At 41.6% G+C, this 23,458-nt stretch carries 12 protein-coding genes and 1 pseudogene; 8 read left to right on the top strand and 5 right to left on the bottom strand.

The window, feature by feature from the left end:
- The first annotated feature begins 152 nt into the window (after positions 1-152).
- Positions 153-2,738, top strand: a complete 2,586-nt coding sequence (locus V7L07_RS27365; RefSeq protein WP_335062130.1) for a GAF domain-containing protein — start codon at positions 153-155, stop codon at positions 2,736-2,738.
- 29 nt (positions 2,739-2,767) lie between these two features.
- Here the strand turns inward: V7L07_RS27365 and V7L07_RS27370 are convergent, their stop codons facing one another.
- Positions 2,768-4,561 (bottom strand): alkaline phosphatase family protein, encoded by a 1,794-nt coding sequence (locus tag V7L07_RS27370; protein ID WP_335062132.1) that lies wholly within the window; start codon positions 4,559-4,561, stop codon positions 2,768-2,770.
- A gap of 567 nt (positions 4,562-5,128) precedes the next feature.
- Between V7L07_RS27370 and V7L07_RS27375 the strand changes: the two genes are divergently transcribed.
- Together V7L07_RS27375 and V7L07_RS27380 are read left to right on the top strand one after the other, a co-directional pair.
- A complete protein-coding gene (locus tag V7L07_RS27375; protein ID WP_335062134.1) occupies positions 5,129-5,620 on the top strand; it encodes a hypothetical protein in 492 nt (163 codons plus the stop codon).
- Between the two features lie 1,369 nt (positions 5,621-6,989).
- Positions 6,990-8,093, top strand: coding sequence for a response regulator (locus tag V7L07_RS27380; protein WP_335062136.1), 1,104 nt, complete (start codon positions 6,990-6,992; stop codon positions 8,091-8,093).
- 380 nt (positions 8,094-8,473) lie between these two features.
- On the opposite strand, the gene V7L07_RS27385 is transcribed toward V7L07_RS27380, so the two are convergent.
- Positions 8,474-12,076 (bottom strand): AAA-like domain-containing protein, encoded by a 3,603-nt coding sequence (locus tag V7L07_RS27385; protein ID WP_335062138.1) that lies wholly within the window; start codon positions 12,074-12,076, stop codon positions 8,474-8,476.
- 280 nt (positions 12,077-12,356) lie between these two features.
- Between V7L07_RS27385 and V7L07_RS27390 the strand changes: the two genes are divergently transcribed.
- Positions 12,357-14,048, top strand: coding sequence for an NAD-binding protein (locus V7L07_RS27390; RefSeq protein ID WP_335062140.1), 1,692 nt, complete (start codon positions 12,357-12,359; stop codon positions 14,046-14,048).
- A 585-nt stretch (positions 14,049-14,633) separates the two neighbouring features.
- Here the strand turns inward: V7L07_RS27390 and def are convergent.
- Both def and V7L07_RS27400 read right to left on the bottom strand, forming a co-directional pair.
- Complete coding sequence (gene def / locus V7L07_RS27395) at positions 14,634-15,164, bottom strand: peptide deformylase (RefSeq protein ID WP_335062142.1); 531 nt, start codon at positions 15,162-15,164, stop codon at positions 14,634-14,636.
- 95 nt (positions 15,165-15,259) lie between these two features.
- The gene (locus V7L07_RS27400) at positions 15,260-16,522 is read right to left on the bottom strand and encodes an HhoA/HhoB/HtrA family serine endopeptidase (RefSeq protein ID WP_335062144.1); all 1,263 of its coding nucleotides are present in this window, start codon (positions 16,520-16,522) and stop codon (positions 15,260-15,262) included.
- Between the two features lie 292 nt (positions 16,523-16,814).
- Here V7L07_RS27400 and dnaA point away from each other — a divergent pair, with 292 nt between their 5' ends.
- The 4 genes from dnaA (at position 16,815) to V7L07_RS27420 (ending at position 23,211) form a co-directional block, all read left to right on the top strand.
- Positions 16,815-18,197 carry a chromosomal replication initiator protein DnaA gene (gene dnaA, locus V7L07_RS27405; protein WP_335062237.1) on the top strand — a complete coding sequence of 461 codons (1,383 nt, stop codon included), beginning with the start codon at positions 16,815-16,817 and terminating at the stop codon, positions 18,195-18,197.
- 184 nt (positions 18,198-18,381) lie between these two features.
- Positions 18,382-18,573, top strand: a complete 192-nt coding sequence (locus V7L07_RS27410; RefSeq protein ID WP_335062146.1) for a hypothetical protein — start codon at positions 18,382-18,384, stop codon at positions 18,571-18,573.
- Between the two features lie 12 nt (positions 18,574-18,585).
- On the top strand, positions 18,586-21,252 hold the full coding sequence (locus V7L07_RS27415; RefSeq protein WP_335062148.1) for a sensor histidine kinase: 2,667 nt from the start codon (positions 18,586-18,588) through the stop codon (positions 21,250-21,252).
- 63 nt (positions 21,253-21,315) lie between these two features.
- Entirely contained in the window at positions 21,316-23,211 is a 1,896-nt protein-coding gene (locus V7L07_RS27420; protein ID WP_335062150.1) for a PAS domain-containing sensor histidine kinase, read from the top strand.
- Here the strand turns inward: V7L07_RS27420 and V7L07_RS27425 are convergent.
- Positions 23,212-23,397, bottom strand: a pseudogene (locus tag V7L07_RS27425) (RNA-guided endonuclease TnpB family protein); the annotation flags it as partial.
- Positions 23,398-23,458 lie beyond the last annotated feature (61 nt).

Here is a 23,458-nt window from a genome sequence, read left to right on the forward strand (position 1 = left end):
TCAACTTCTGCCTAACTTCACAGGATGACGCTGGCTGAACAAGCGATTAAACTATGGATAATGTCGAGGAACTGTTGCTTTTAACACCACTTACATAAATTTAATCTCATTGTTAAATCTAAAATCTCATCCTGCTATATAAAATACCAGTTATGTCAGCGTATCAAGGAAGTTGTGGGGAGACCACTGATGTGATTATTGGTGTTCACAACCAAGAAAACCTCGAATTACAAGCGAATTCTGCTCCTGTGGGTACTCTTGCAACAAGACAAGGAACTTTTTCTACGTTTCTTGCTCCCCTAACTCAGGATACTTTCAAACAGGTAGTTAAGGATGTCGAGCAAAAATTACAGATTGTCCATCAAACCCTGTCAATGCTGGATTCTCATGGGTTTGAAACCATTCTGCAAGAAATGTTGCATTCGATTACCTTAAAAACCGGGGAATTACTGGGAGCAGACCGGACGACGATATTTTTATTGGATGAAGAAAAACAAGAACTCTGGTCAATTTTAGCTGAGGGTGAAGGCGGTCGCTCTTTAGAAATTCGCATACCTGCTAATAAAGGCATTGGTGGTGAAGTTGCCACTTTTAAAGAAGTTATCAATATTCCTTTTGATTTTTATAACGATCCGCGATCGCATTTTGCCCAAGAACAAGAAAAAAGAACTGGCTATCGCACCTACACCATGCTCGCTTTGCCACTCTTAAATGAACATGGGCAATTAGTTGCAGTAGTACAATTACTGAATAAATTAAAATCTGGAAATAACCACGATGCTGCACTTGCAGAGCGCATTGATACCAGAGGTTTTAGCTGTGCTGACGAACAATTATTTCAAGAATTTGCCCCTTCAATTCGCCTGATTTTAGAGTCCTCGCGCTCTTTTTATGTAGCTACCCAAAAACAAAGAGCTGTAGCAGCGCTGATGAAGGCGATTAAGTCCCTCTCTCAAAGCAGTCTTGACTTAGAAGACACGCTGAAACGAGTGATGGATGAAGCTAAGGAACTGATGAATGCCGATCGCAGTACACTATGGTTAATAGACCGCGATCGTCATGAATTGTGGACGAAAATCACTCAGGATGATGGTTCAACGAAAGAGTTGCGAGTCCCCGTAGGTAAAGGTTTTGCTGGGATCGTCGCGGCTTCTGGTAAGAAACTGAATATTGGCTTTGATTTGTACTACGATCCTGACTCAGAGACAGCCCAACAACTAGACCAGCAAAATGGCTATCGCACCTGTAGTTTACTTTGTATGCCAGTATTTAATGCCGATCAACAACTGATTGGCGTTACTCAACTCGTAAATAAAAAGAAAAATGGTGATTTTCCTCCTTATAACCCAGATGATTGGCCCAAAGCTCCCGACTGCTTCCAAGCTAGCTTTGACCGCAATGATGAAGAGTTCATGGAAGCTTTTAATATTCAAGCGGGAGTAGCGTTGCAAAATGCCCAGTTGTTTGCCACAGTCAAGCAACAAGAACAAATGCAACGGGATATTCTGCGTAGTCTTTCCAATGGAGTAGTTTCCACTGATAAAACTGGGTTAATTATCGCTGCCAATGAAAGCGCCCAACGTTTACTAGGACTGGGAGTAGATGACCGTTTAGAAGGTAAATTAGTTAATGATGTCATCGGCATCAAAGAAGGCGACTTTAGCAAGTGGTATCAGGATGCTTTACATGCGGTTGACTTAAAGGGTCGCCAGCAATATTACCCCGATCGCACACTTATTAGCACTGGTACAGAACAGCATAGTATTAATTTGTCGATTAACACCATTGCCGATGCTAGCGACCAAGAGCAAGTGCGGGGGGCGCTGGTGGTGATGGAAGACATCAGTGATGAAAAGCGGCTCAAAAGTACGATGTACCGCTACATGACCCAGGAATTAGCTGAAGAATTGCTGAAATTAGATGATGCTAAACTAGGAGGCGATCGCAAAGAAGTTTCGATATTATTTTCGGATATTCGTGGCTACACCACTTTGACAGAAAACTTAGAAGCAGAAGAAGTGGTGAGTATGCTCAATGAATATTTTGAATCAATGGTGGAGGCAGTCTTTAAACATAAAGGTACTCTCGACAAATACATCGGCGACGCGATCATGGCTGTATTTGGTTCTCCTCTACCATTAGAAGAACACGCTTGGATGGCAGTGCAAACATCCTTAGAAATGCGCCATCGGCTGCACGAATTTAATCAACGTCGCCATACAGATGATAAGCCCAAAATTAAAATTGGCATTGGCATCAACTCCGATACCGTGATTAGTGGAAATATCGGCTCTAGTAAGCGGATGGAATTTACCGCTATTGGTGATGGCGTTAATCTTGGCTCCCGCTTAGAAAGTGTTAGTAAACAGTATGGTTGCGATATTATTATTAGCCATAACACTTTTCAACCATGCCAAGATCAAATTTGGGCTAGAGAACTAGATTACATTCGTGTTAAAGGTAGAAACGAACCAGTAGCCATATATGAATTATTGGGTTTGCGTTCCAATCCAATTGAAAGCGAAAAATTGCAAGTAATTGAGCATTATCATAAAGGACGCGAGTATTACCTTAAGCGGCAGTTTTCTTTTGCTAGAGCCGAGTTTGCCAAAGTTTTAGCAGCTGATAACCATGACAAAGCTGCTATGTTGCACCTACTACGTTGTCAGCATTGGTTACAATCACCCCCAACAGAATCAGATTGGGATGAAGGAGTCTGGACATTTCAGGAAAAATAAGCAATTTTTCTAAAAGAAAATATGTTGTATTATTTTGCTAAACCGAGTGTACGACCAGGAAAACCAGCAACATCAAAATATCGGGTTGAACCAACAGTTTGATACTTCAAGATCGTTTTTAATCCATTAGTAGCTGGTTGAGATGTCAGAGTATGAGATTTAAAAGAAACTTTCTTTGCTCCTTTGGTCAAGGCTTCATGTAAAACACGACCTATAAGTTTTCCTTGATGTGGAATCTTCAAATTTAAAGTCTCAGCCAAGGTAATAGCCACATCAGCATTACTCACTGGTACTCGGTCTACAAAAGCTTTCTGAAAGTCAGGGCCGATCGCAGCCATATTATTGTAAGTATCAGCACGGCTAAAAGAGCCATGCATACCTTGTCCTTGCTGCAAAGAAGAGTCTGCAACCTCGACACCACAAGCGGTTGGTTCGCCACAGCCAGTATCAAATGTCCTAAAGTTTACTGCGATCGCTGGACTCGGAAGATGAGATTTACCACGAAGCCCGATCGCACTTAAGGGTAAAGTTCCTGGAATAGAACCTAATGCATCATCTACAAATAAACCGCTAACATAATCTTCTTTTAAGAGGATATCTACAATTTGTTTGACAAGTGCTTTGCGATTTGCAGGATTAGGCAAATAAATCAAATCTGAACCACCGTTAGCAGCCACTAACACATCAGGTTTATTTGGTTCTTTACCAATTAAACCGTTTTTAGAAAGCTGGCCCTGAGTTGGATCAACAGCAGCATTTTGCTTATCTGGATCAAATAAAGACAAATTTAAACCATGAGCAATATCAATAGCGAGAAAACCAGGTGGCAAAAATTCTTTGGGAACATCTGAATAATTAAGTGTTGTTGAATAGCTAGTTTTGCTCTCCTTGCTGATGGTAGAAAAGCCGTGATCGGCTGTCACAAAAATATTTGTGGAAGCTTCTAAATTTAGCTGTTTGAGAACGGCACGGATTTGGGCAAGATTATTATCAACATTTTGACGAGCGGCGAGTGAAGTGGGGCCATTAATCCCTGGAATGAGAGTGTTGAGACTATCACCTTGATTATGCTGAGTTCCATCAGGATCGCGTGACCAATAAATTAAAACAAAAGGTTTTTGCCGTTGCTTGAATAGAGGTAATAATACTTTTGTTGTGACATCAGCAAAGTATTGTTGTTGAAATATATTAGCTACTTTTGTTCCTGATACTGTGCTGTTACCAGATTTACCATTATCTCCTCGCGCTGGAGATTTTAAGGCAATGCCGTTTTTGGTTAACAGTTCAGTTATTTCAGAACTCAGAGGAATTCCCGTTTGAGAACCAGTGGCATCATCAATTATGATTGTAGGTTTACCAGTTCGTTGAGTTACATCTTGAATTAAGACTGGCCCAACCTTCCCCACCGCAGCGGTGCTAAATCCGGCTTTACGTGCGGCATCTAATAGGCTTTCTTCGTTTAGGTAATTACCATCAAAGTGTTGGTTAAGCTCTCCCAAAACAGCGTCATTTTCTAAGAAAGGAACAGGGCTATCACTAGCATTTTTGACAGGAAAGCCGACATTAATTGTATTACTGAAATCGCCAGTGTCACCGAGATAATGTCCAGTAGCGATCGCAGAAGCATTAGCTGTAGTAAATGTCGGAAACAGCGAATGGCTATTGACAAAATTCACACCCTGCTGGCGAATTTCATGAAGATTAGGAGTTTCCTGAGCATTAACTTTACTAGGTCGCAATCCATCGGTAATAAAAATTATCACATTGTGTTGAGGTTTTGTATTCGCAAATCCTGAGACTGCCAACACTGTAACTAGTGTCATAGTGGCTAGTATCAGAAAAGTTTTATATATCTTAGGTAAAACGATCTGCATACATCTCCAAATGTAGATATTTCAGGCTCTTTGGGTCTTTTGTATTTAATTGAATCATGGATCAAGCTTGATTGCGTGTTAACTATAATACAATTTTTTTATACTAGAATAGATTTCAGTGCGATCGCAGCTATTGTAAACAATTAATTTTACTTTTTCACTCAGAACTCGTCAGTCAGCAATATTTATCAGTCTGCACAATAAAATTATCTGTTAATTGAATTAATATCAAGTCGTAAAGACTATTTTGCGAATGAGTTTTAAACTTTAAGAATGGTGTTTGCACTGCTTAAGCTGAACCATAGCGTATTAGGTTATAAAATTCTTGTAGGACAGATGATAACTAGATTATTTAAATTAATTTTTATACAATCTTAATATTTCTCAATTTAGTGTAAAAAATCTTGGGATTCAGTTCATAAGTAAGAGCGATCGCTTTGTAAAGGTTAGTTGATATTTCTTGTCAAACTGCTAGTAAAGTTAGAAACTAAGAAATACAACACACGCAATTATTTTATGACTGCTATTTCTAACCTTGAATTCAAACGACCAATTTGGCAAACTGCAATCATATTGACTTTAGGCTTTTGGCTCAGTGCAAGTCTAGTTTTAGACTGGGTAATTATGCCTAGCCTTTATCTTTCTGGAATGATGAGCCAAGCTGGTTTTACGACAGCAGGCTATACGATTTTTTGGAACTTCAATCGGATGGAGTTATTATCTGCTGCTATTGTATTAACTGGGGCACTAGCTTTAGGAAAAACTCAATATCACTGGCGTATTGGCAGTATTGTTTTATCTGGGCTGTTGCTAACTATAGCTATGCTTGACACCTATTTCTTAACTCCGCAGATGTGCGCCATAGGAGTTCAACTCAACCTATTTGAAGCTGCTGCTGCTATTCCATCGACAATGAGTTTACTGCACGGTGGTTATTGGCTACTGGAAGTAGTTAAGCTGGTGGCATGTGGCACGCTTTTAACCTGGTGCTGGCGGGAGCAAGTTTAAGTCGATGGAGAAATATAACAGTGAGAATGTCTAATTATAAATCTCACGCCAAAGACGCAAAGAATATCTTGCGTCTTTTTGCTACATATATATAGGCTAGGCATACAATTTTATATTTATATTTGTGACTTTTAAAACTTGAGATTTTTCGGGTAAATTGCTACTGTAAAATGATTCATTCATTTATAAGTGTAATTAAAGAAGCATCTACAATTATCTTTTACTGTACATTTTCAGCCTTCCCGGACATCCGAACAAATAAATATTTATGACAATTGTCTGGAAGATGCTATTAATTAGTTTTCATGTTTACTTTACTGATTTATCATGAAGTTTATATATTTCTGCTAATTTTTTTTGAAAATTATAGTAACCTGAATTTTAGTGAGTACTTTGCTTGTTATCTACCATCTAGTTGAAAACAGCTATTTTGCAGGTATTTACTACCAATGAAGAATTTCGCTGTAAATTCTTGAATTTGTCACTCTAAATTGTGCAGGTGATTATTTAGCCCCAGCCCCACACAACATTAGAACCCGTTTGCAGTACTTATGAAGAGATTCCCTTCTGCTGATTTGTCCGCCTGTGCATCTCACTACAAACCATCATGGCGACAATTATCAGCTAACTCATCCTTGTCCGGAGGTTTACCATTCTTGTTGTGCGATAATTTTGCCCAATCCCAACATTAAGAGTTGCTCTACAATCACCAACCTAAGTAAGACATTGAGTTTTTGGAATGCTTAGTTTGTAATCATACTTTTTCTCTGGAAGGAGTTTCCCTCAAGAATAAACTTCTTAAAAAAGTACCCGACCACTTTCGTCACGGTTGCAAAAACATAGTTCATCAGTGCGGACTGAATGCCTAAAATCCTTGATTTAGTAGCATTCACGTCTATATGACAGTAGATTTTGGTTGCTTCAGATTTTAGCATTGCGAGCAACAAAAGTTTTGCAAGAGAACTAAAGTATCTGTAATTTCAGGCTGCGAAATACGGATGAGAATGATGCTTTTGTGACTGATGGGCGAGAGCCAATTGTCTATAGGTGGCACTTGAGTTACTGTTAGATTGGCTAGATTAGCTAAAGATACAGAAAACCAATCTAATTTTTGAAATACTATATCCTGGCAACTAGTCGGGCAATTTTGCTATTGGTCAGTAGCATGAATTCGTTTAGTTGTAACTCGCGGATTATAGCTTAACAGAGATTGGTGAATTAAGAGTTGGGGGGTGTGGAATCTCTGTACTAACTCAATTGTGACCACTATATTTTTCTGATAGTGCTTCTAACAAAGTAGCAGTGAATTCCGAAAAGGTAATTCGCTAATTTTGCCTGCAAATATTAATTTTATTCCCAAGCAATTCCAATGAAAACACTTCCGATTAGTAGATACAGATTTTTCCAAAAGCTTCAGCCCCTACCGTTGTTAAAAAAAATTACTGGTAAGTCTGTTACTGGTTGTTTGCAGGTGTTTAGTACATCAGGCTCTTGGTCAATATATGTGGACGAGGGTAAACTAATTTATGCCTGCTACTCAGAGAAAATGTTTGAGCCGCTTTACAGAAATTTGCAGTGCTTGAGTCAGGAAATTTCTACTCTCCCTCACGGAATCAAAGACCAGTTGCGGGCAATATTTGAAACTGGTATTGAAAATCAGGCAATACCGAATCCAGATTATCTAGCTATTTGTTGGTTAGTCAATCAGAAATATATCAGTCCTGCTCAAGCAGCAATGCTGATAGAGCAATTGGCGCTAGAAGTTCTGGAGTCATTTCTGAACTTAGAAGAGGGAAGTTATGAATTTATTCCTGAAAGCTTTCTAGATGATATGCCAAAGTTTTGTCATCTAAATCTCCGCTTACTAGTTGAACAATGTCTAACACCCCAAAGCTTTGACCAAGACTCTCGTAGAGAAGTAGCTTATCGTCAAACATCACCAAGTTCTCAATCGCACTCCTCACAATTTTTCCAAATAAATGAGCTACAATCTAAAGCCAAAACTACACCAAAATTGCCTGAAATAAACAGTTATAAACCAGCAGCTTACTCTATTAGGAGTAATGAATATAGGGGTCAGCAAATTATTCAACCGCCTGCTGACAAAAAAATCTACACAATCTTTTGTATTGATGACAATCCTACAGTCATGAATGCTATTAAAAGTTATTTAGATGAGCAAACATTTTCTGTTATGGGAGTTACCGATTCTTTAAAAGCTTTAATGCAGATTGTCCGTATAAAACCCGACATAATTTTGTTGGATATTTCGATGCCTAATTTAGATGGATATGAACTCTGCTCCTTACTGCGTAAACATTCACATTTCAAGAATACACCTGTGATTCTGGTGTCAGAAAAAGTAGGATTTATAGATAGAGCTAAAGCTAAGATGGTCAGAGCATCGGGTTATTTAACTAAGCCTTTTACACAAGGAGATTTACTAAAAGTAATTTTTCAACATATTGTTTAATTTCCTAATATAAAAAAATAACTTTACTTAAGCGACCTATTATTTAAAAGATTTAAGCTTGAGCAAGCTGTTTCATATTTAAACTACATATATTGGGCGGGCAAGATGCCATTAGTGTTAACTTAAGCTGAAACTCCTTTAAAACCTCGTTTCCAGCCCCGGTCTGGAAATGCTGCTCCTGGTGGCTCTGCCGCCAGCAAAAGAGGCGGAGCCTCAACAATGAGCATTCCCAGTCGGAGACTGGGAACGAGATAACTGGGGACTAGGAAGAGTTTTCTTGTCTACGAGACGCTGCGCGAACTAAACTTGGGTAGTGGTCTGAATACCCAAACAATTTTCTCAGCGCCCAGTCCCTTATTCAAATTACCGTACAAATTTCGTTAGTGATTGCAAAGAGAGCGATCGCTCTTTTCCACTGTTATATTAGTCTTTAGATAATCCTGCACCCACTCACAGCTATATTTCAGCAAGTTGAGATGGAAAATTTGTTGTAGATCCCATAAAATCACAAGTTGGTCATCTCCACCAGAGGCGAGGGTTTTACCATCAGGGCTAAAGGCAACACTGCTGACATTAGAAGTATGTCCATTCAGGGTGACAAGCAAAGTACCATCGATCTTCCAGACTTTGATCGTATTGTCAAAACCTGCCCCCGCCAACATTTGACCATCTAGACTAAATGCTACTCTCGTTAAACCAATACTTTTACCATCAAAAATTCTTACAAGAGTGCCATCGCGTTTCCAAAGTCGTAGACAACCATCTCCACCAGTGGAGGCAATAAATTGACTATTGGGGCTAATGGCAACTCCAAAAACTTCACTCTTGTGCCCTTCTAAGGTGCGATCGGGTTTTTCTAAGAGGCGTTCGCGATTTTCTGAAGTCCAAAGTTTAATAGTACCATCAGCACTCGCAGAGGCGATAAACTGCCCATCTGGACTATAAACAATGTCCCAAATTCGGGCTGTATGCGCCTGGATAACTTGGTGCAATTGGAACTCTCCATTAGAGTCGCGTTGCCAGAGTCTCAGCTTGTAATCAAAACCCACAGTCACTAGCCGATTACCATCTGGACTGTAGCTAACACCCAAAAGACCGATACCTGGCCCCTTCAAAATGGTTCGCTGATTGCGGTCTAGTTCCCATAGTCTCACAACACCACCAGAACCAACGATCGCTAAAGTTTTACCATCGGGGCTAAAGGCGAGACTAAGCATTCTGGAATCTTCTTCAACAATAGTTTTGGCTAAAGAACCATCGCGTTTCCAGAGTTTGACTTCTTTGCCAGCAACGGAGGCTAGGCGTTGCCCATCAGGGCTAAATGCCACCCGCCAGACCATTTCTTGATGACCATTGAGTAGCTTGACTAAGGGTGAGTTGACTCTCCAGAGTTTGACAGTGTTATCGTGACCGGCAGAGGCGAGGGTTTCTCCGTCAGGACTGAAGGCGACGGTTTGAACATTTGCGGTATGCCCCTGCAAAGTTCTTAACAGAGTACCATCTAGCCGCCAGAGTATCACGGTTTTATCAGCGCCGCCGGAGGCAATGGTCTGCCCATCAGAGCTAAAGGCTACACTAAATATTTCAGCGTTGTGTCCTTTAAAAGTTCTCAGGAGAGTGCCTTCTCGATTCCACAGTCGCACCATCTTATCTGCACCGCCAGATACTAAAGTTTGTCCATCAGGGCTAAAAGCAACACTCCAAACAGTTGCCTTTCCGGCTGTGAATGTTTTGATTAGCGTTCCATCCAATCGCCAAAGCTGATTAGTGCCGCCTACCATACTAGAAGCAAGGGTTTGACCATCGGGGCTGAAAACAATTCCCCATACACCACGTTCATGCTTGAGAGTTCTAATTAAAGTGCCATCTAGTTGCCAAAGCTTAACACTAAAATCGCCACTGGCAGAAGCGATAGTTTTTCCATCTGGGCTAAAAGCAACTCGCCACACCGCAGATTTATGGTCTTTGAGAACAGTTAACAATTTACCATCGATCGTCCAAAGACGGATAGCGCCATCAATACCGCCAGCAACTATCAGATGGTTATCCGGGCTAAAACGGACGCTTTGGATGGTTGCAGTATGTGGTAATGTTCTCACTAGCGTTCCATCCCGCTTCCACAACTTGACTGTGCGATCAATGCTAGATGAGACAATCCACTGACCATCGGGGCTAAAATCAACCCCTAAGACAATCCCTTGATGCCCTGACAGATGATTAAATTCATCAGCACCGTAGACAGATTGTTGTAACACTTTGCCTGTTTGGAGATCCAGGGCATTGGCATCTGCAAAATTTTGCAGATCGAGCCGTTGAAATTTCCGTCTAGCTTGGATTGCTTGTACCAGTGCATCTAAGCGTTGATTAGAATTAAAACTACCATTGGAAGCAGCTGCGATCGCTCGTACCTCACTCAGCGATGCTTGTCGATCGGCATAGAGGGTTGCGATCCCTAAGATAATAGCTGCTATTAGAGCTATACTTACCCCTATTAGTAGTCGTTGCTGATGGCGGGCGCTCTTTTGTTCACTTGCCAATCGCGCTTCGGTTTCTTTGAGCTGTTCTACTTCTAATTTTTGTTGGAATTCTCGACGTTCCAATTCCTGGCTGGCTGCTAAAAATCGATAGTCCAAATCGCTGAGACTTTTACGCTGAGTCCAATCCAATACCTCTTGTAAGGCATTTCCCCGTAGCAGGCGTGACTCATCTTGAAAATCCGATGCTACCCAAGCATTGAATGGCTGTGAATAAGGGCGCAGATTGTCTAACTGCCTTAATACCCATTCTGAATTGAAAATACTGCGGTAGATCGGATTTTTGATTCTGAGATAGCCATTGTATTTCTCAACCAATCCCGATAGTAAAAGCTCCGTCTGTTCTCGACTATCATCGGTAGGCACGGGAGATATTGGAGGTAGAAGATACAAAGAGTCGCTAGTGTCTTTATTTTTTGCGTCCCCCCATCCCCGCGTCCCTTTGTCCTCGATTTCCTCTGCTTGCAATACCTGCTGATAGAGACTCAACAATCGTCCAGCTTTTTGTTGGTTGAAAAGTAAGCGATCGCGAATAGTGCGGAGGTGTTCGGGTTCATCTTGTGATTCCCAGTTTTGAATAATGTGCGATCGCACCAATTCTTCTACCCAATACGCCTCAGTTTTTGGCGATAAAACAATTTTCCGATCTGATGACTTTGAGGCAGTTTGGAGAACTAACTGACAGAGTTTTTGAGTGAGAAACGGTTGTCCCCCTGTCCAGTAAATCACCTCTTGCAGCACAACTTCTGGTTGACTGATTGCTTCTTTTAACCCATTTAGCAATGGGCTAGCTTCATGCAATCGAAAACCGTATAACTCTATAGCCGTCCCAATATTAAAAGGTGTCCGGCGTTTGTCAGCAATTAAGTCAGATGGGCTGGCTACTCCAAACAATGCAAATCCCAAGCGTTGAAAATTCTGATCGTGTGCTTGCTGATTGTAGCAATGACGAATCCAGGCAAAAAAGTCATTGACCGGAAAATTCAAACTCAGTAAACTATCAATCTCATCAATGAAAATGAAAATGCCTTTGGCTTTGTCATCTGTTTCACCATCGCCCTTGACATTTGGCAGCAAGACTTCTTCAACAAACTGGTGTAGTTTTTGTATAGGAGAAAGACCTGCTTGGATATCCCACCATTGCTTAAAGTTGACGTGTTCCGCCAGATTTAACCCGTAGAACATGCTAACAATGATTCCTTTATACCATTGTGCTGATGTGGTATCCTCGCTACCCAATTGAGTCACATCTAAGTAAACACATTTATAGCCTTCTGACTTGAGACGACGACTTATTCGCTGTAGTAGCGATGACTTACCCATTTGGCGAGAGTTAAAGACATAGCAAAAATCACCGCCTTTTAGACTGGTATAAAGCTTTTCGTCTGCCTGACGCACAACATAAGTGGGATCGTCACTGTGGAGGCTACCGCCAACTTGGTATCTCATGCAAAAGTGTGATTAGAAAAAAAGGAAGATATAAAAACAATAATTTAAGAATTCAGAATTCAGAATTCAGAATTTTGTTTAGGGAGACAGAAAGAAAAATTAAAACCTTTTACTCTTATCTTTATACCTTTATACTCCCAGTCCCTAGTCCCCAGTCCCCACCCAGTCCCTTTTTCAACCAATCGTGTTTTCAGCTACAGTTATATTCTAGGAAAGTAGGCAACAATATTCGTAAATAACTAGAAATGCAGCCCTACCTGTAGAAAGATGCTGCCGTTTCATGAAACCCCGAATTATTGTTTGTGGCTTAGGACGTACCGGATATAAAACCTTTCGCCTGCTGAGACATCAGGGAGCCTTCGTTGTTGGTATTCATCATCAATCTATCCCTGGCGAAACGGCAGGAGATGTGATTGTTGGCGATTTACAAGCAGCTTCTACCCTAACAGCAGCAGGGATTCAACAGGCACACACTATAGTAATCGCTGGATCTAAAGATGCTTTGAATTTGTCTATTATGATGCAGGCACGGGTGCTGAATCCCCAGATTCGGATTATCAACCGTTTTTATAATACAAATTTAGGGGAGCGCTTAGATCAAAGTTTGCCAGACCATTTGAGTATGAGTGTTGTAGGATTAGCAGCACCCGTATTCACCTTTGCAGCAATGGGAAACCGAGCGATCGGACAAATCAAATTATTTCAGCAAACTTGGCCAATTCACGAAGAATACATTGATGAAAACCACTTCTGGAAGGGTCGAAAGCTGAGTGAATTGTGGGAAGACCGATCGCGGATGCTAATTTATTACTTGCCAGTCAAAGGCGAGATGGATTTGGTGTCAGCTGTCATCTCTGGACAAGAGATAAGAGTAGGCGATCGCATAATTATAGGCACTCAACCCCGCATTCGTTCTCCCCGGCGATCATTGATTAGAAAACTGCTGAAAGTTATGACTAATTTTAGGCAGTTTCAAGAACACGGGCGATCAGTAGTGCTGGGTGCGATTGCACTATTGGCGGTGATTGCGATCGCTACATTCACCTATATGTCGGCTGAGTTGAGTTTGTCTCCTGTGGATGCTCTATATTTTTCTGTAGGCATGATTACCGGAGCAGGTGGTAATGACAAAGTAGTAGAAAATGCTCCTAACAGTATTAAGTTATTTACTGTTGTGATGATGCTGGTTGGAGCAGTGGTGATTGGTATTTGGTACGCCATGCTCACCGATTTTGTCTTAGGAAGCCGCTTTAAGCAATTTTGGGATGCAGCCCGAATTCCCCAGCGATCGCACTACATTGTCTGTGGCTTGAGTGGCATTGGCGTGAGAATTGTCCAGCAACTCCACGCCAGCGGACATGAAGTTGTAGTAGTTGAACCCGACTCCAACAGTAAATATATCAACACCGCCCGCGAACTGGGTATTCCCGTCATTCAGGGCGATGCTAGCTTTCGCACAATACTCAAAGCCAGCAATATAGACTCTGCCGCCGCAGTGCTGGCTGTTACTAGCAATGATGCTACCAATCTGGAAATTGCCCTCAAAGCCAAAGGTTTGACACCCAGCATTCCGGTGATTGTTCATTATGCCGATCCCGATTTTGCTGGCATAGCGCAACAGCTATTTGGCTTCGAGGCCGTACTGAGTCCAGCTGAACTAGCAGCCCCAGCTTTTGCCGCTGCTGCACTAGGGGGACGCATCCTCGGCAATGGCATCACAGCCGATAGTCTTTGGGTGGCTTTTGCCACTGTGATTACAGCTTCACACGCTTTTTGTGGTCAGTGGGTGAAAGATGTAGCCATGTCTGCTGATTGTGTACCTTTATACGTAGAAACTAATCACCAAACTCTTCACGGCTGGGATTTGTTAGAAACTAATCTCAGTGATGGTGACGTTTTATATATGACCATGCCAGCAACGCGGCTATATCAACTGTGGCGAGACGAGCGAGTTTGTGAATCACACACTTAAATACCCCAGGGAACAGGGTTGAAGTCCCTGGTTTACCTCACCTTGAATCCCTCTCCGATGTATTGGAGAGGGAAGCTAGAGACAGGATGAAGTTGTGTATCTTATTTAACGTGAATTCGATTGCTCATCATATAATATCTACCCAATTTGCTCAATCAAAAAACCTCTAAGAAGGTTTTACTACGCAAAACCGTCCCTCTCCGACTCGGAGCTACGGTGTACACACAAGTGGTATCTACAAGGGTTTCAAGCTTTCTAGACCCAATAAATTGTCATTACGAGCGGAGCGAAGTAATCGCATAATCCCGTAGTTTTTGCGATTGCTTGTCTGCGACACGCTCTTGCGTTCGTCGTTCCTCCTCTCTACGAGACGCACTCGCGTTCGCAATGACAAGCTTTCGGAGCGATCCAACAGCTTAGGGATAGACGACGAAACCAAGTGTGAGGTGTAATTTCAAGACTTGTGTGTACACCGTAGCCGACTCGGAGAGGGACAGACTTGAACCTTAGTTCAAGGCAGGGAGAGGTTCGTCTAACTCACGTTTATTTAATCCACGTTCCTTATTGCCCAGTCCCCACTCCCATTTATTTGTTAACTACTCGTTGCTGATATTCTTGCTCAGTAATCATATCGAGAGTGTTCTCTAGGCGATCTACAAATACGATACCGTCAAGATGATCGTACTCGTGTTGAAAAATCCGAGCGATAAAATCGGTTAATTCTTGCTTTTGTAAATTGCCTTGAGAGTCAGTGTATTCCACCTCAATAGATTTATAACGAGGAACTAACCCCCTAATTCCTGGAACACTTAAACAACCTTCCCAATCTTTGACAACTTCAGTTGAATGGGCAATGATTTTGGGATTAATCATGGCTGTAGGTTCCATTTCTGGGGCGTTGGGATACCTGGCATTAGGACGGGAAGCCACGATAAATAAACGATAGGATTGTGCTACTTGAGGCGCAGCAATTCCCACGCCGTTAGCCTTGGCCACAGTGGCAATTAAGTCTTCAATTAATTTTTGGATTTGCTCATCTTGAATATTCTCAACCCAAGCAGCTTTTTGGCGTAATGTTAGATTTCCTAATTGAATTATTGGCGCTAATTCAGTCATGATAAAACTCCTTTAAGTAATGGGGAATGGGGACTGGGGGGATTGGAGATTGGGGATTGGGGACTGGGCTAATGACAAATGACAAATGACTAACATCATCCTTCACGTCTTACGGGCAAAGGAGCAGGTTGGACTCCTACTCGGACAATTTGGCCATTGCGTTCTACTTCTATTGGTAATTTAGTACCGATTTTGCTCTTTTCTACTAGCTTTTGTACTTCTTCAATTTTAGTAACAGGCTGGCTGTTAATGCTTTTGATTACATCACCAACTCGTAGTCCGGCTATAGATGCAGGCGATCGCGGCACAATCTCTACCAGCAAAACGCCCTCATCTGCTGTAAGATTTAAGCGATCGCCTGCAACATTTTTGATTCTTTCTTTATTTTCCGGTGTCAATGTCACCATCTGAACACCCAAATAAGGATGATCCACCTTACCTGTAGCGATTAATTCTTGGGCAATTCTTTGCACAGTGTTAATGGGGATAGCAAATCCCAAACCTTGAGCGCCTCGAATAATCGCTGTGTTCATCGCAATCACTTGACCACGAGCATTGAGCAATGGGCCACCAGAATTACCAGGGTTAATCGCTGCATCTGTTTGGATGTAATCAACCCGCTTGTCACTAGCGCCGATGTCGCTACTAGAACGACCTGTAGCACTAATAATCCCAGAAGTTACGGTATTATTCAAGCCTAATGGATTACCAATGGCAATTACAGCCTCTCCTGGTTGTAAAGCGTCGGAGTTACCCACAGATAAAGTTGGCAGATTATTCGCATCAATTTTAATCGCAGCCACATCCGTTACCGGATCTTCACCCAAAACTTTACCATCAAAAGTCCGCCCATCTTTAAGTGTGACAGTCACTCTATCAGCACCGTCTACTACATGGGAATTGGTCACAATTTGACCTGAAGAATTAATAATAAATCCAGAGCCACTACCCCGTTCTACGCGTTGTCTAGCCTGTGGGGTTCCCTCTCCAAAAAACCGCCGAAAAAATGGATCGTTGTTAAATTCGTCTGGTACGCGAGAAGTAATTGTTCGAGAAGAATCAATGCGAACTACCGCAGGCCCCACCTGTTGCACTACTTTCACTACAAAATTAGGATCTCCAGACGAAGAGAAAATTGGCGGGGGGACAATTGCTGGATTGGGTTCTATTGTCTTTTGAGCTTGAGTCTCGCTTTGTTGAGCCTCAATTGTCTTAGCAGGTAGAAGAGAGCAGCTCCCCAGGAACACCACTGCTACCCCGAATGAGAGCATTCCCAGAATATTATTTACCCCCCATCTGTGGGGCAAAGACCTGGTATTTATCTTTTTGGGCGCTGAGTGATGGTTTCTTGTCTTCATGTGTCGTTGCTTCTCCGTGTCAATGAGAGTGCTGAGTTAAAAGTGCTGAGTGCTGAGTTAAAAGACCGCTCATAATAAGGGACGAGGCATATACTGAGTACTAAAGCTCTGATAAATTTTTGCTTTACTCAGCACTCGGTACTTAGCACTCAGCACTCGGTTTGGTCAGTGGATGTTAGGATCTTGCCTACTGGGTATGTCCCAAAATGATTACAACTTAAAAGCCTATTTTAGGTCTAGCGTGTCTCAATGCTAAATTGATGCTTTCTCTTCTATTGTGACGTGGTGGATAATGGAAATTCCCATAGAAAGTCTGTGGAGTCAGGTACTAGAGCGCCTAAAGCTTGAATTATCCCGACCTACCTTTGAAACTTGGATCAAAACTGCTAGTGCGGAGCGATTAGAAAATAATTGCTTGGTGATTCGCACTCCTAACCCATTTGCTCGTAATTGGTTGCAGAAGTATTACATCAATACCATTGCTCATGTAGTACAAGATATTCTCGGTCATCCGGTAGGAATTTACATTACTGTTGCTCAAGGTGATGAAGTTTCTCATTTTAGTGAACGAGATGTTTCTTGGGAATCACCAAATCCCAATACTATTTCTGAAGCTGTTGCTAATCACAATCATAAAACTACTGAATTAAACTCTAAATATGTCTTTTCCAGATTTGTAGTTGGTGCTAACAATCGGATGGCTCACGCAGCTTCTTTGGCAGTTGCAGAATCTCCAGGGAAAGAGTTCAATCCTTTGTTTTTATGCGGTGGCGTCGGTTTGGGTAAAACTCATCTCATGCAGGCTATTGGTCATTATCGCTGGGAAATTTGTCCTGATTGTAAAATATTTTATGTTTCTACTGAGCAGTTTACTAATGATTTAATTACAGCGATTCGGAAGGATAGTATGCAGAGTTTCCGAGAACATTACCGAGCCGCCGATCTTTTATTAGTTGATGATATTCAGTTTTTAGAAGGAAAAGAATACACTCAAGAAGAATTTTTTTATACTTTTAATACTTTACATGAAGCTGGAAAACAAGTTGTCATTGCTTCTGACCGTCCTCCTAACCAGATTCCGAGTTTACAAGAACGTCTTTGTTCTCGGTTTTCTATGGGGTTAATCGCGGATATCCAAAAGCCGGATTTAGAAACGAGAATGGCAATTTTACAGAAAAAAGCTGAGGATGAAAATATTAGTCTTCCCCGCGATGTGATTGAGTATATCGCTTCTAACTATACTTCTAATATTCGAGAATTAGAAGGAGCTTTAATTCGGGCGGTGGCTTATATTTCTATTTGGGGCTTACCGATGACGGTGGAAAATATTACACCAGTTTTAGAACCGCCTAATGAAAAAATGGCAGCTACTCCAGAAGCTATTTTAAAGGTTGTGGCGGATAATTTTGATGTTTTAATAGATGACCTCAAAGGCAACTCACGCCGAAGAGAGATTAGCTGGGCGCGTCAAATAGGGATGTATTTAATGCGTCAACATACATCCTTGAGTTTGCCGAGAATTGGCGAGGAGTTTGGTGGTAAAGACCATACAACAGTGATTTATAGTTGTGATAAAATTACCCAACTTCACCAGAGCGATCGCACTTTAGCACAAACCCTACGCCAACTGAGCGATCGCATCAATATCACTAGCCGTTCCCGAAAACCATCATAAAAATAGATGAAGTTTTCCACAACCCGCACTCTGAATCATTTGTCTAGATGACTCAAGAATTAGTCAAGAATTAGTCAAGAATATTAAGTAACGTATAAAAATTGATTAAATTTAACTGAAATTGTGGAAAAAACTGTGGAAAACTTAGTATTTTCCTGGTTAAATTTAATTAAGTATAATTACCTTGTGGAAAAATATCAGAGTTTTTCCACAAGTTTTCCACAGATGTAAAGCAACTTGCCTAACGACTGCAACTGAACTGATTCTAACCCTGACAAATGGTTCACCCGATTGGGTGTATGCGATCGCAACATCCAGAACTACTCTGAAAGTAGAGCCAGTTTTTTTTGCTGTTAGTGATCGTGCCGACAGCTAAAAAACTTTCACAATGGCTATGATTGCCTTGAATATTATGCCAATTGCTTATATATCAAAGGGTCTAAGAGTGGATGAAACTGTAAAATCACCGCATAAAGCAGATTTTTCACCAGAGAAGATCACTCTCTTGGAAACAACTGCTGCCAATTTACCGGGGATGATTTTTCAAATTCTGCAACGGCAGGATGGTTCTATATTTATCCCTTATATTAGTTCTGGTTGTAAATACTTGTATGAATTAGAACCAGAAGCTATACAGGCGGACTATCAGGTGCTATATAAACTGATTCATCCACAGGATATAAAAGCTTTTGTAGAATCTATTGCTGTTTGTCGCACCACTGGTAAACCTTGGTATTGGGAAGGTCGGATCATTACGCCTAGTGGGAAACTTAAATGGATTCAAGTTACTTCGCAACCCGTACTACAAGAAGCAGGCAATTTGCTTTGGAATGGCTTAGTTATGGATATTACAGACCGAAAACAAGCCCAAGAAAAATTGCAAGCAAGTGAGGCGCGCTATCAAGCCATTTTAGATGCTATCCCTGATTTGATGTTTCGTATCAGCCGTGATGGCGAGTATCTAGATTTAAAAAGTGAGGGAGTAAATGTCACTCTTTCGCGAGAAGAAATAGTTGGCAAACATTTGGAAGAGTTATTGCCTAGTGATGTTGCAGCTATTAGCCAAGTAGCCATTGCTAAAACTTTAGATTCTGGAACTTTACAAACTTGTGAATATAAACTACCAACGCCTTTGGGAATCAGAGATTATGAGGCGCGGTTGGTAGTAAGTGGTCAAGATGAGGTACTAGCAATTGTCCGAGATATCACAGATCGGAAACAAGGAGAAGTCGCTTTACAAAATCTTGCTCAAAAATTTGCCAAAGCTTTTAGTTGTAGCCCCGATTCAATTACCATTAGCACGCTACAAGAAGGACGTTTCATCGAAGTTAACGACAGTTTTGTGGAACTCTCAGGTTATGAACGAGATGAGGCGATTAGTAAAACTGTTTTTGAGTTAAATCTTTGGGTACACGATCGCGATCGCCAAAACTTAGTACAGGAGTTGCAAGCTACAGGAGTGGCTCGGAACTTGGAAGTTGAATATCGGCAAAAGTCCGGCGAGATAATTACAGCGCTGCTTTCAGCCGAAGTCATTGATTTAAATGGCATTTCCTGCATTTTAGCAGTGCATCACGACATTACAGAACGCAAACAGGTAGAAGCACAATTACGCCTTTGTGCCCAACGCGATCGCTTGTTAGCAGAAACCCTAGTACGAATTCGCTCTTCCCTTAACTTAGAAGAAATTCTGCAAACCACCGTGACGGAAGTCAGGCAATTTCTGCAAGCAGATCGAGTTCTTATTACTTTAAACAATGCCAACTTGGGAATCAGAACTATTGCCGAATCAGTAGATCCCAAGTATCCATCAGTCTCAGGGTGGTCTACTAATGACGAAGCTTATCTACAAGAATTGCGAAACTTATTAAAAGATAATTTTGTGCGTGTCGTTGAAGACATGACGCAAATAACCATATCTCCGAAAGTCAAAGCACACTGCGAGAAATTCCAAACGAAAGCTAGTCTGGCTATACCAATTATGCTAGATGACGAATTATTTGGGGCATTAATTGCCAATCAATGCTCCGGTTCGCGTCATTGGCAGCCAATAGAAATTGATTTGTTACAGCAGATGTCAGAACAGGTAGCGATCGCTATTCACCAAAGCCAGATATACCAAAAATTAGCAGAACTTAACACTAATTTAGAACACCAAGTAGAAGAACGAACAGCACAATTGCAGCAGAAAATGCAAGAAGTTGAAAAATTGCATCGCGTCAAAGATGTTGTTTTGCATACGGTTGCCCACGATTTACGAACTTCGGTGATGGGTAACTTGATGGTGTTAAAGAATTTGTTAAATCAGGGAGTGGGGGCTGGGGGCTGGGGACTGGGGACTGGGGATCAGGGAAAAAGGGCACAAGGACAAGTTATTGAAGAAGTCTCTCCCTTGTCTCTTCTCAATGCCCAATCCCCAATCCCTAATACCCAATCCCCAATCCCCAATCCCCAATCCCCAATCCCAATATCTCGCTCAATTATCGAGCGGATGATTCAAGGCAATGATCGCCAACTAACAATGATTAACTCATTGCTAGAAATTAATTCCTGTGAAAAACAGGGTATTGAAATCAAACACGAACCTGTGCAACTTAGCACCGTACTGGGAGGAACATTTGCCCAGTTGGAACCAATGCTGACACAAAATCAAGCGACTCTGAAGAACTTGGTTGCTGCTGATTTACCGTTAGTAATGGCAGATGGGACTAAGTTGCAGAAAGTTTTGGTAAATTTAATTACACATAGCTTGCACAATAATCCACCAGGATTAAACTTTACCCTCAGTGCCACCGTTGAGGCGGGAATGATTCGCATTCAGATTCAAGATGACGGTGTAGTAATGAGTAAACTAGAGTGCGATCGCCTCTTCGATCTCCATGTCCGCGATCCCCAAGACTGTTGCTCTACAAGCATTGGCTTAAAAATGTATCTTTGTCGGAAAGTTATTAAGGCGCATGGCGGCAATATTGGTGTTATTAGTAACCGCAAGCGTGGATTAACTTTTTGGTTTACACTACCTTTAGCAACTTCATCTGCAACAATTCACCCATAAATCACCAAAAAATGAGAGGGTGTTAATTATGGCAATGTTGAGTAAGGGAAACACCCTCAAGGTATGGGCAAAGTTGCTCGGATGCTAATGGCTACTCCATTTAGAACAGTGCAAAGCTGGTGGAGAAAAACTTTTTCTGCACCAACAATAGATGAAATCACTACTCTTTACAAAGCTTGGCGTAACCGTTTCTTGTGGCAAAGATTACGTTTATGGTTATGGCTGGCGCTGATTTGTCTGTTGTCTTTTACTTTGCGAGATGTTTACAGCTTGTTTTTTCCTTTTGCGGAGTTGCAACAGCTGCCAGAAGTACTTACAACTCAACGCCTTGTAATCAATGTTGCAATGCTGCTGAGTATACTGATCTGCTTGGCTTTACATAAAACTAAGTTAGGTCGTCGTCATCCAGATTTATTATTTTTGGGGTCTTCTTGGTCAATTAGTTTAGCATCGCAATTATTTGCAACTCTTAGAGGTTTTGCGCTACCCGATACCATCGGTTGGTCGCTGCTGTTTTTGAGCCAAGCTGTGTTGATGCCTGTCTCCTGGATTCTTCACTTACTGACTCAACTGAGTGTGCTGGTTTACTATTTTGGTGTGAATACGGCACTTGGGCTAAAAACACCAATCCCCGAACATCCAGAAATATATAATGTCACGTTCATTTTATACATTTTTTGGTTTTGTACTATATGTGACATGGGTGTTTATCTGTACGATCGCCTGCAACGTTCTGAGTTTTACGCCCGTCAAGAATTAGAATCTGCCTATCAGAAACTCAAGGTTGCAGAAGCTAAATATCGCAGCATTTTTGAAAACGCCGTTGAAGGGATTTTTCAAAGCACTCCCAATGGACGTTATATTACGGCAAATCCTGCTTTAGCAAGAATTTATGGCTATTCCTTACCGGAGGAAGTGACAGCAAATTTCACTGATATTGAGCAATTGTACGTCGATCCGAACCGCCGGGCAGAATTTGTGCGCCTGATGGAAAAGTATGGTAGTGTTTCGGAATTTGAGTCCCAAATTTATCGCCAAGACGGGAGTATTGTCTGGATTTCGGAAAAAGCCTACGTAGTGCGTGACGAACAGGGAAAACTGCTTTACTACGAAGGTTTGATTGAAGACATTACCCAGCGTAAGCAAACTGAAGAAGAACTAAGAGTATTTTTCCATGCCGTTTCCCACGACTTACGTAACCCAGTGCTGGGTACTTTAATGGTATTGAAGAATTTGCTAAATCAGGGATTGGGGACTGGGGACTGGGGACTGGGGACTAGGAATCAAGGGCAAGGAGGACTGGGGACTGGGAATCAAGGGCAAGGGAGACAAGAGGGAACTATTGAAGAAGTCTCTTCCCAATCCCCAATCCCTAATCCCCAATCCCCAATCCCCGTTTCACGCTCAATTTTAGAGCGGATGATTCAAAGTAGCGATCGCCAACTGAACTTAATTAATTCGTTGATGGAAACTCATGTTAGCGAGGTGCAGGGTGTTGTTTTGCAACATGAATCAGTACAATTACTGACAGTTGTCAAAGCTGCGATCGCTGATTTAGAGCCATTACTAGCACAAAATCAAGCCAAGCTGACAAATCTGGTATCCGCAGATTTGCCTTTAGTGAATGCCGATCCTACGCAACTATGGCGAGTTTTTTCTAACTTAATTGTCAATGCATTGAAACATAATCCCCCTGGATTGCTCTTGACAATCAATGCTACCCGTAAGGATGACATGATTTACTGTACTGTCAGTGATAACGGCGTAGGAATTAGTAAACAACAAAGCGATCGGCTTTTTGACCTTTACTTTCGGGGTGCAAGTATCGGCAATTCTGTAGGTTTGGGATTAGGGTTGTATCTGTGTAAGCAAATCATCCATGCCCACGGCGGTGAGATTGGTGTCAACAGTGCATTGAATGCAGGGGCAACATTCTGGTTTACCTTACCTATTAGCTGATTTCCTACTTACTCTTAAATGCTTACGGGCATACCTATTTCTAGCTTTGTGGTAATTGTTAGATTGTCGAATCTTGGCTTTTTTTCTTTCTCTGCTGAACTTTTTAGATTTCTGACGATTTGCACGGTTTAACTGTTTTTCTGAGTTACGGTAAAACTTAGGCGCGGTTTCTACATTACCTTTGTTACCATGATTTACATAAACAAACAGTCAAGGCAAAACAAAACAACACGAGTGTTCTAAAGGA

This window comes from Nostoc sp. (genome assembly GCF_036916985.1).
GTDB lineage: Bacteria > Cyanobacteriota > Cyanobacteriia > Cyanobacteriales > Nostocaceae > Nostoc.

Excerpts from the sequence above, each read along its gene's own strand:
- V7L07_RS27415 (WP_335062148.1), top strand. The coding sequence starts at position 18,586 with ATGGCTATGATTGCCTTGAATATTATGCCAATTGCTTATATATCAAAG.
- dnaA (WP_335062237.1), top strand. The coding sequence starts at position 16,815 with ATGGAAATTCCCATAGAAAGTCTGTGGAGTCAGGTACTAGAGCGCCTA.
- V7L07_RS27380 (WP_335062136.1), top strand. The coding sequence starts at position 6,990 with ATGAAAACACTTCCGATTAGTAGATACAGATTTTTCCAAAAGCTTCAG.
- V7L07_RS27365 (WP_335062130.1), top strand. The coding sequence starts at position 153 with ATGTCAGCGTATCAAGGAAGTTGTGGGGAGACCACTGATGTGATTATT.
- def (WP_335062142.1), bottom strand. The coding sequence starts at position 15,164 with ATGACTGAATTAGCGCCAATAATTCAATTAGGAAATCTAACATTACGC.
- V7L07_RS27420 (WP_335062150.1), top strand. The coding sequence starts at position 21,316 with ATGGGCAAAGTTGCTCGGATGCTAATGGCTACTCCATTTAGAACAGTG.
- V7L07_RS27385 (WP_335062138.1), bottom strand. The coding sequence starts at position 12,076 with ATGAGATACCAAGTTGGCGGTAGCCTCCACAGTGACGATCCCACTTAT.
- V7L07_RS27375 (WP_335062134.1), top strand. The coding sequence starts at position 5,129 with ATGACTGCTATTTCTAACCTTGAATTCAAACGACCAATTTGGCAAACT.
- V7L07_RS27390 (WP_335062140.1), top strand. The coding sequence starts at position 12,357 with ATGAAACCCCGAATTATTGTTTGTGGCTTAGGACGTACCGGATATAAA.
- V7L07_RS27400 (WP_335062144.1), bottom strand. The coding sequence starts at position 16,522 with ATGAAGACAAGAAACCATCACTCAGCGCCCAAAAAGATAAATACCAGG.
- V7L07_RS27370 (WP_335062132.1), bottom strand. The coding sequence starts at position 4,561 with ATGACACTAGTTACAGTGTTGGCAGTCTCAGGATTTGCGAATACAAAA.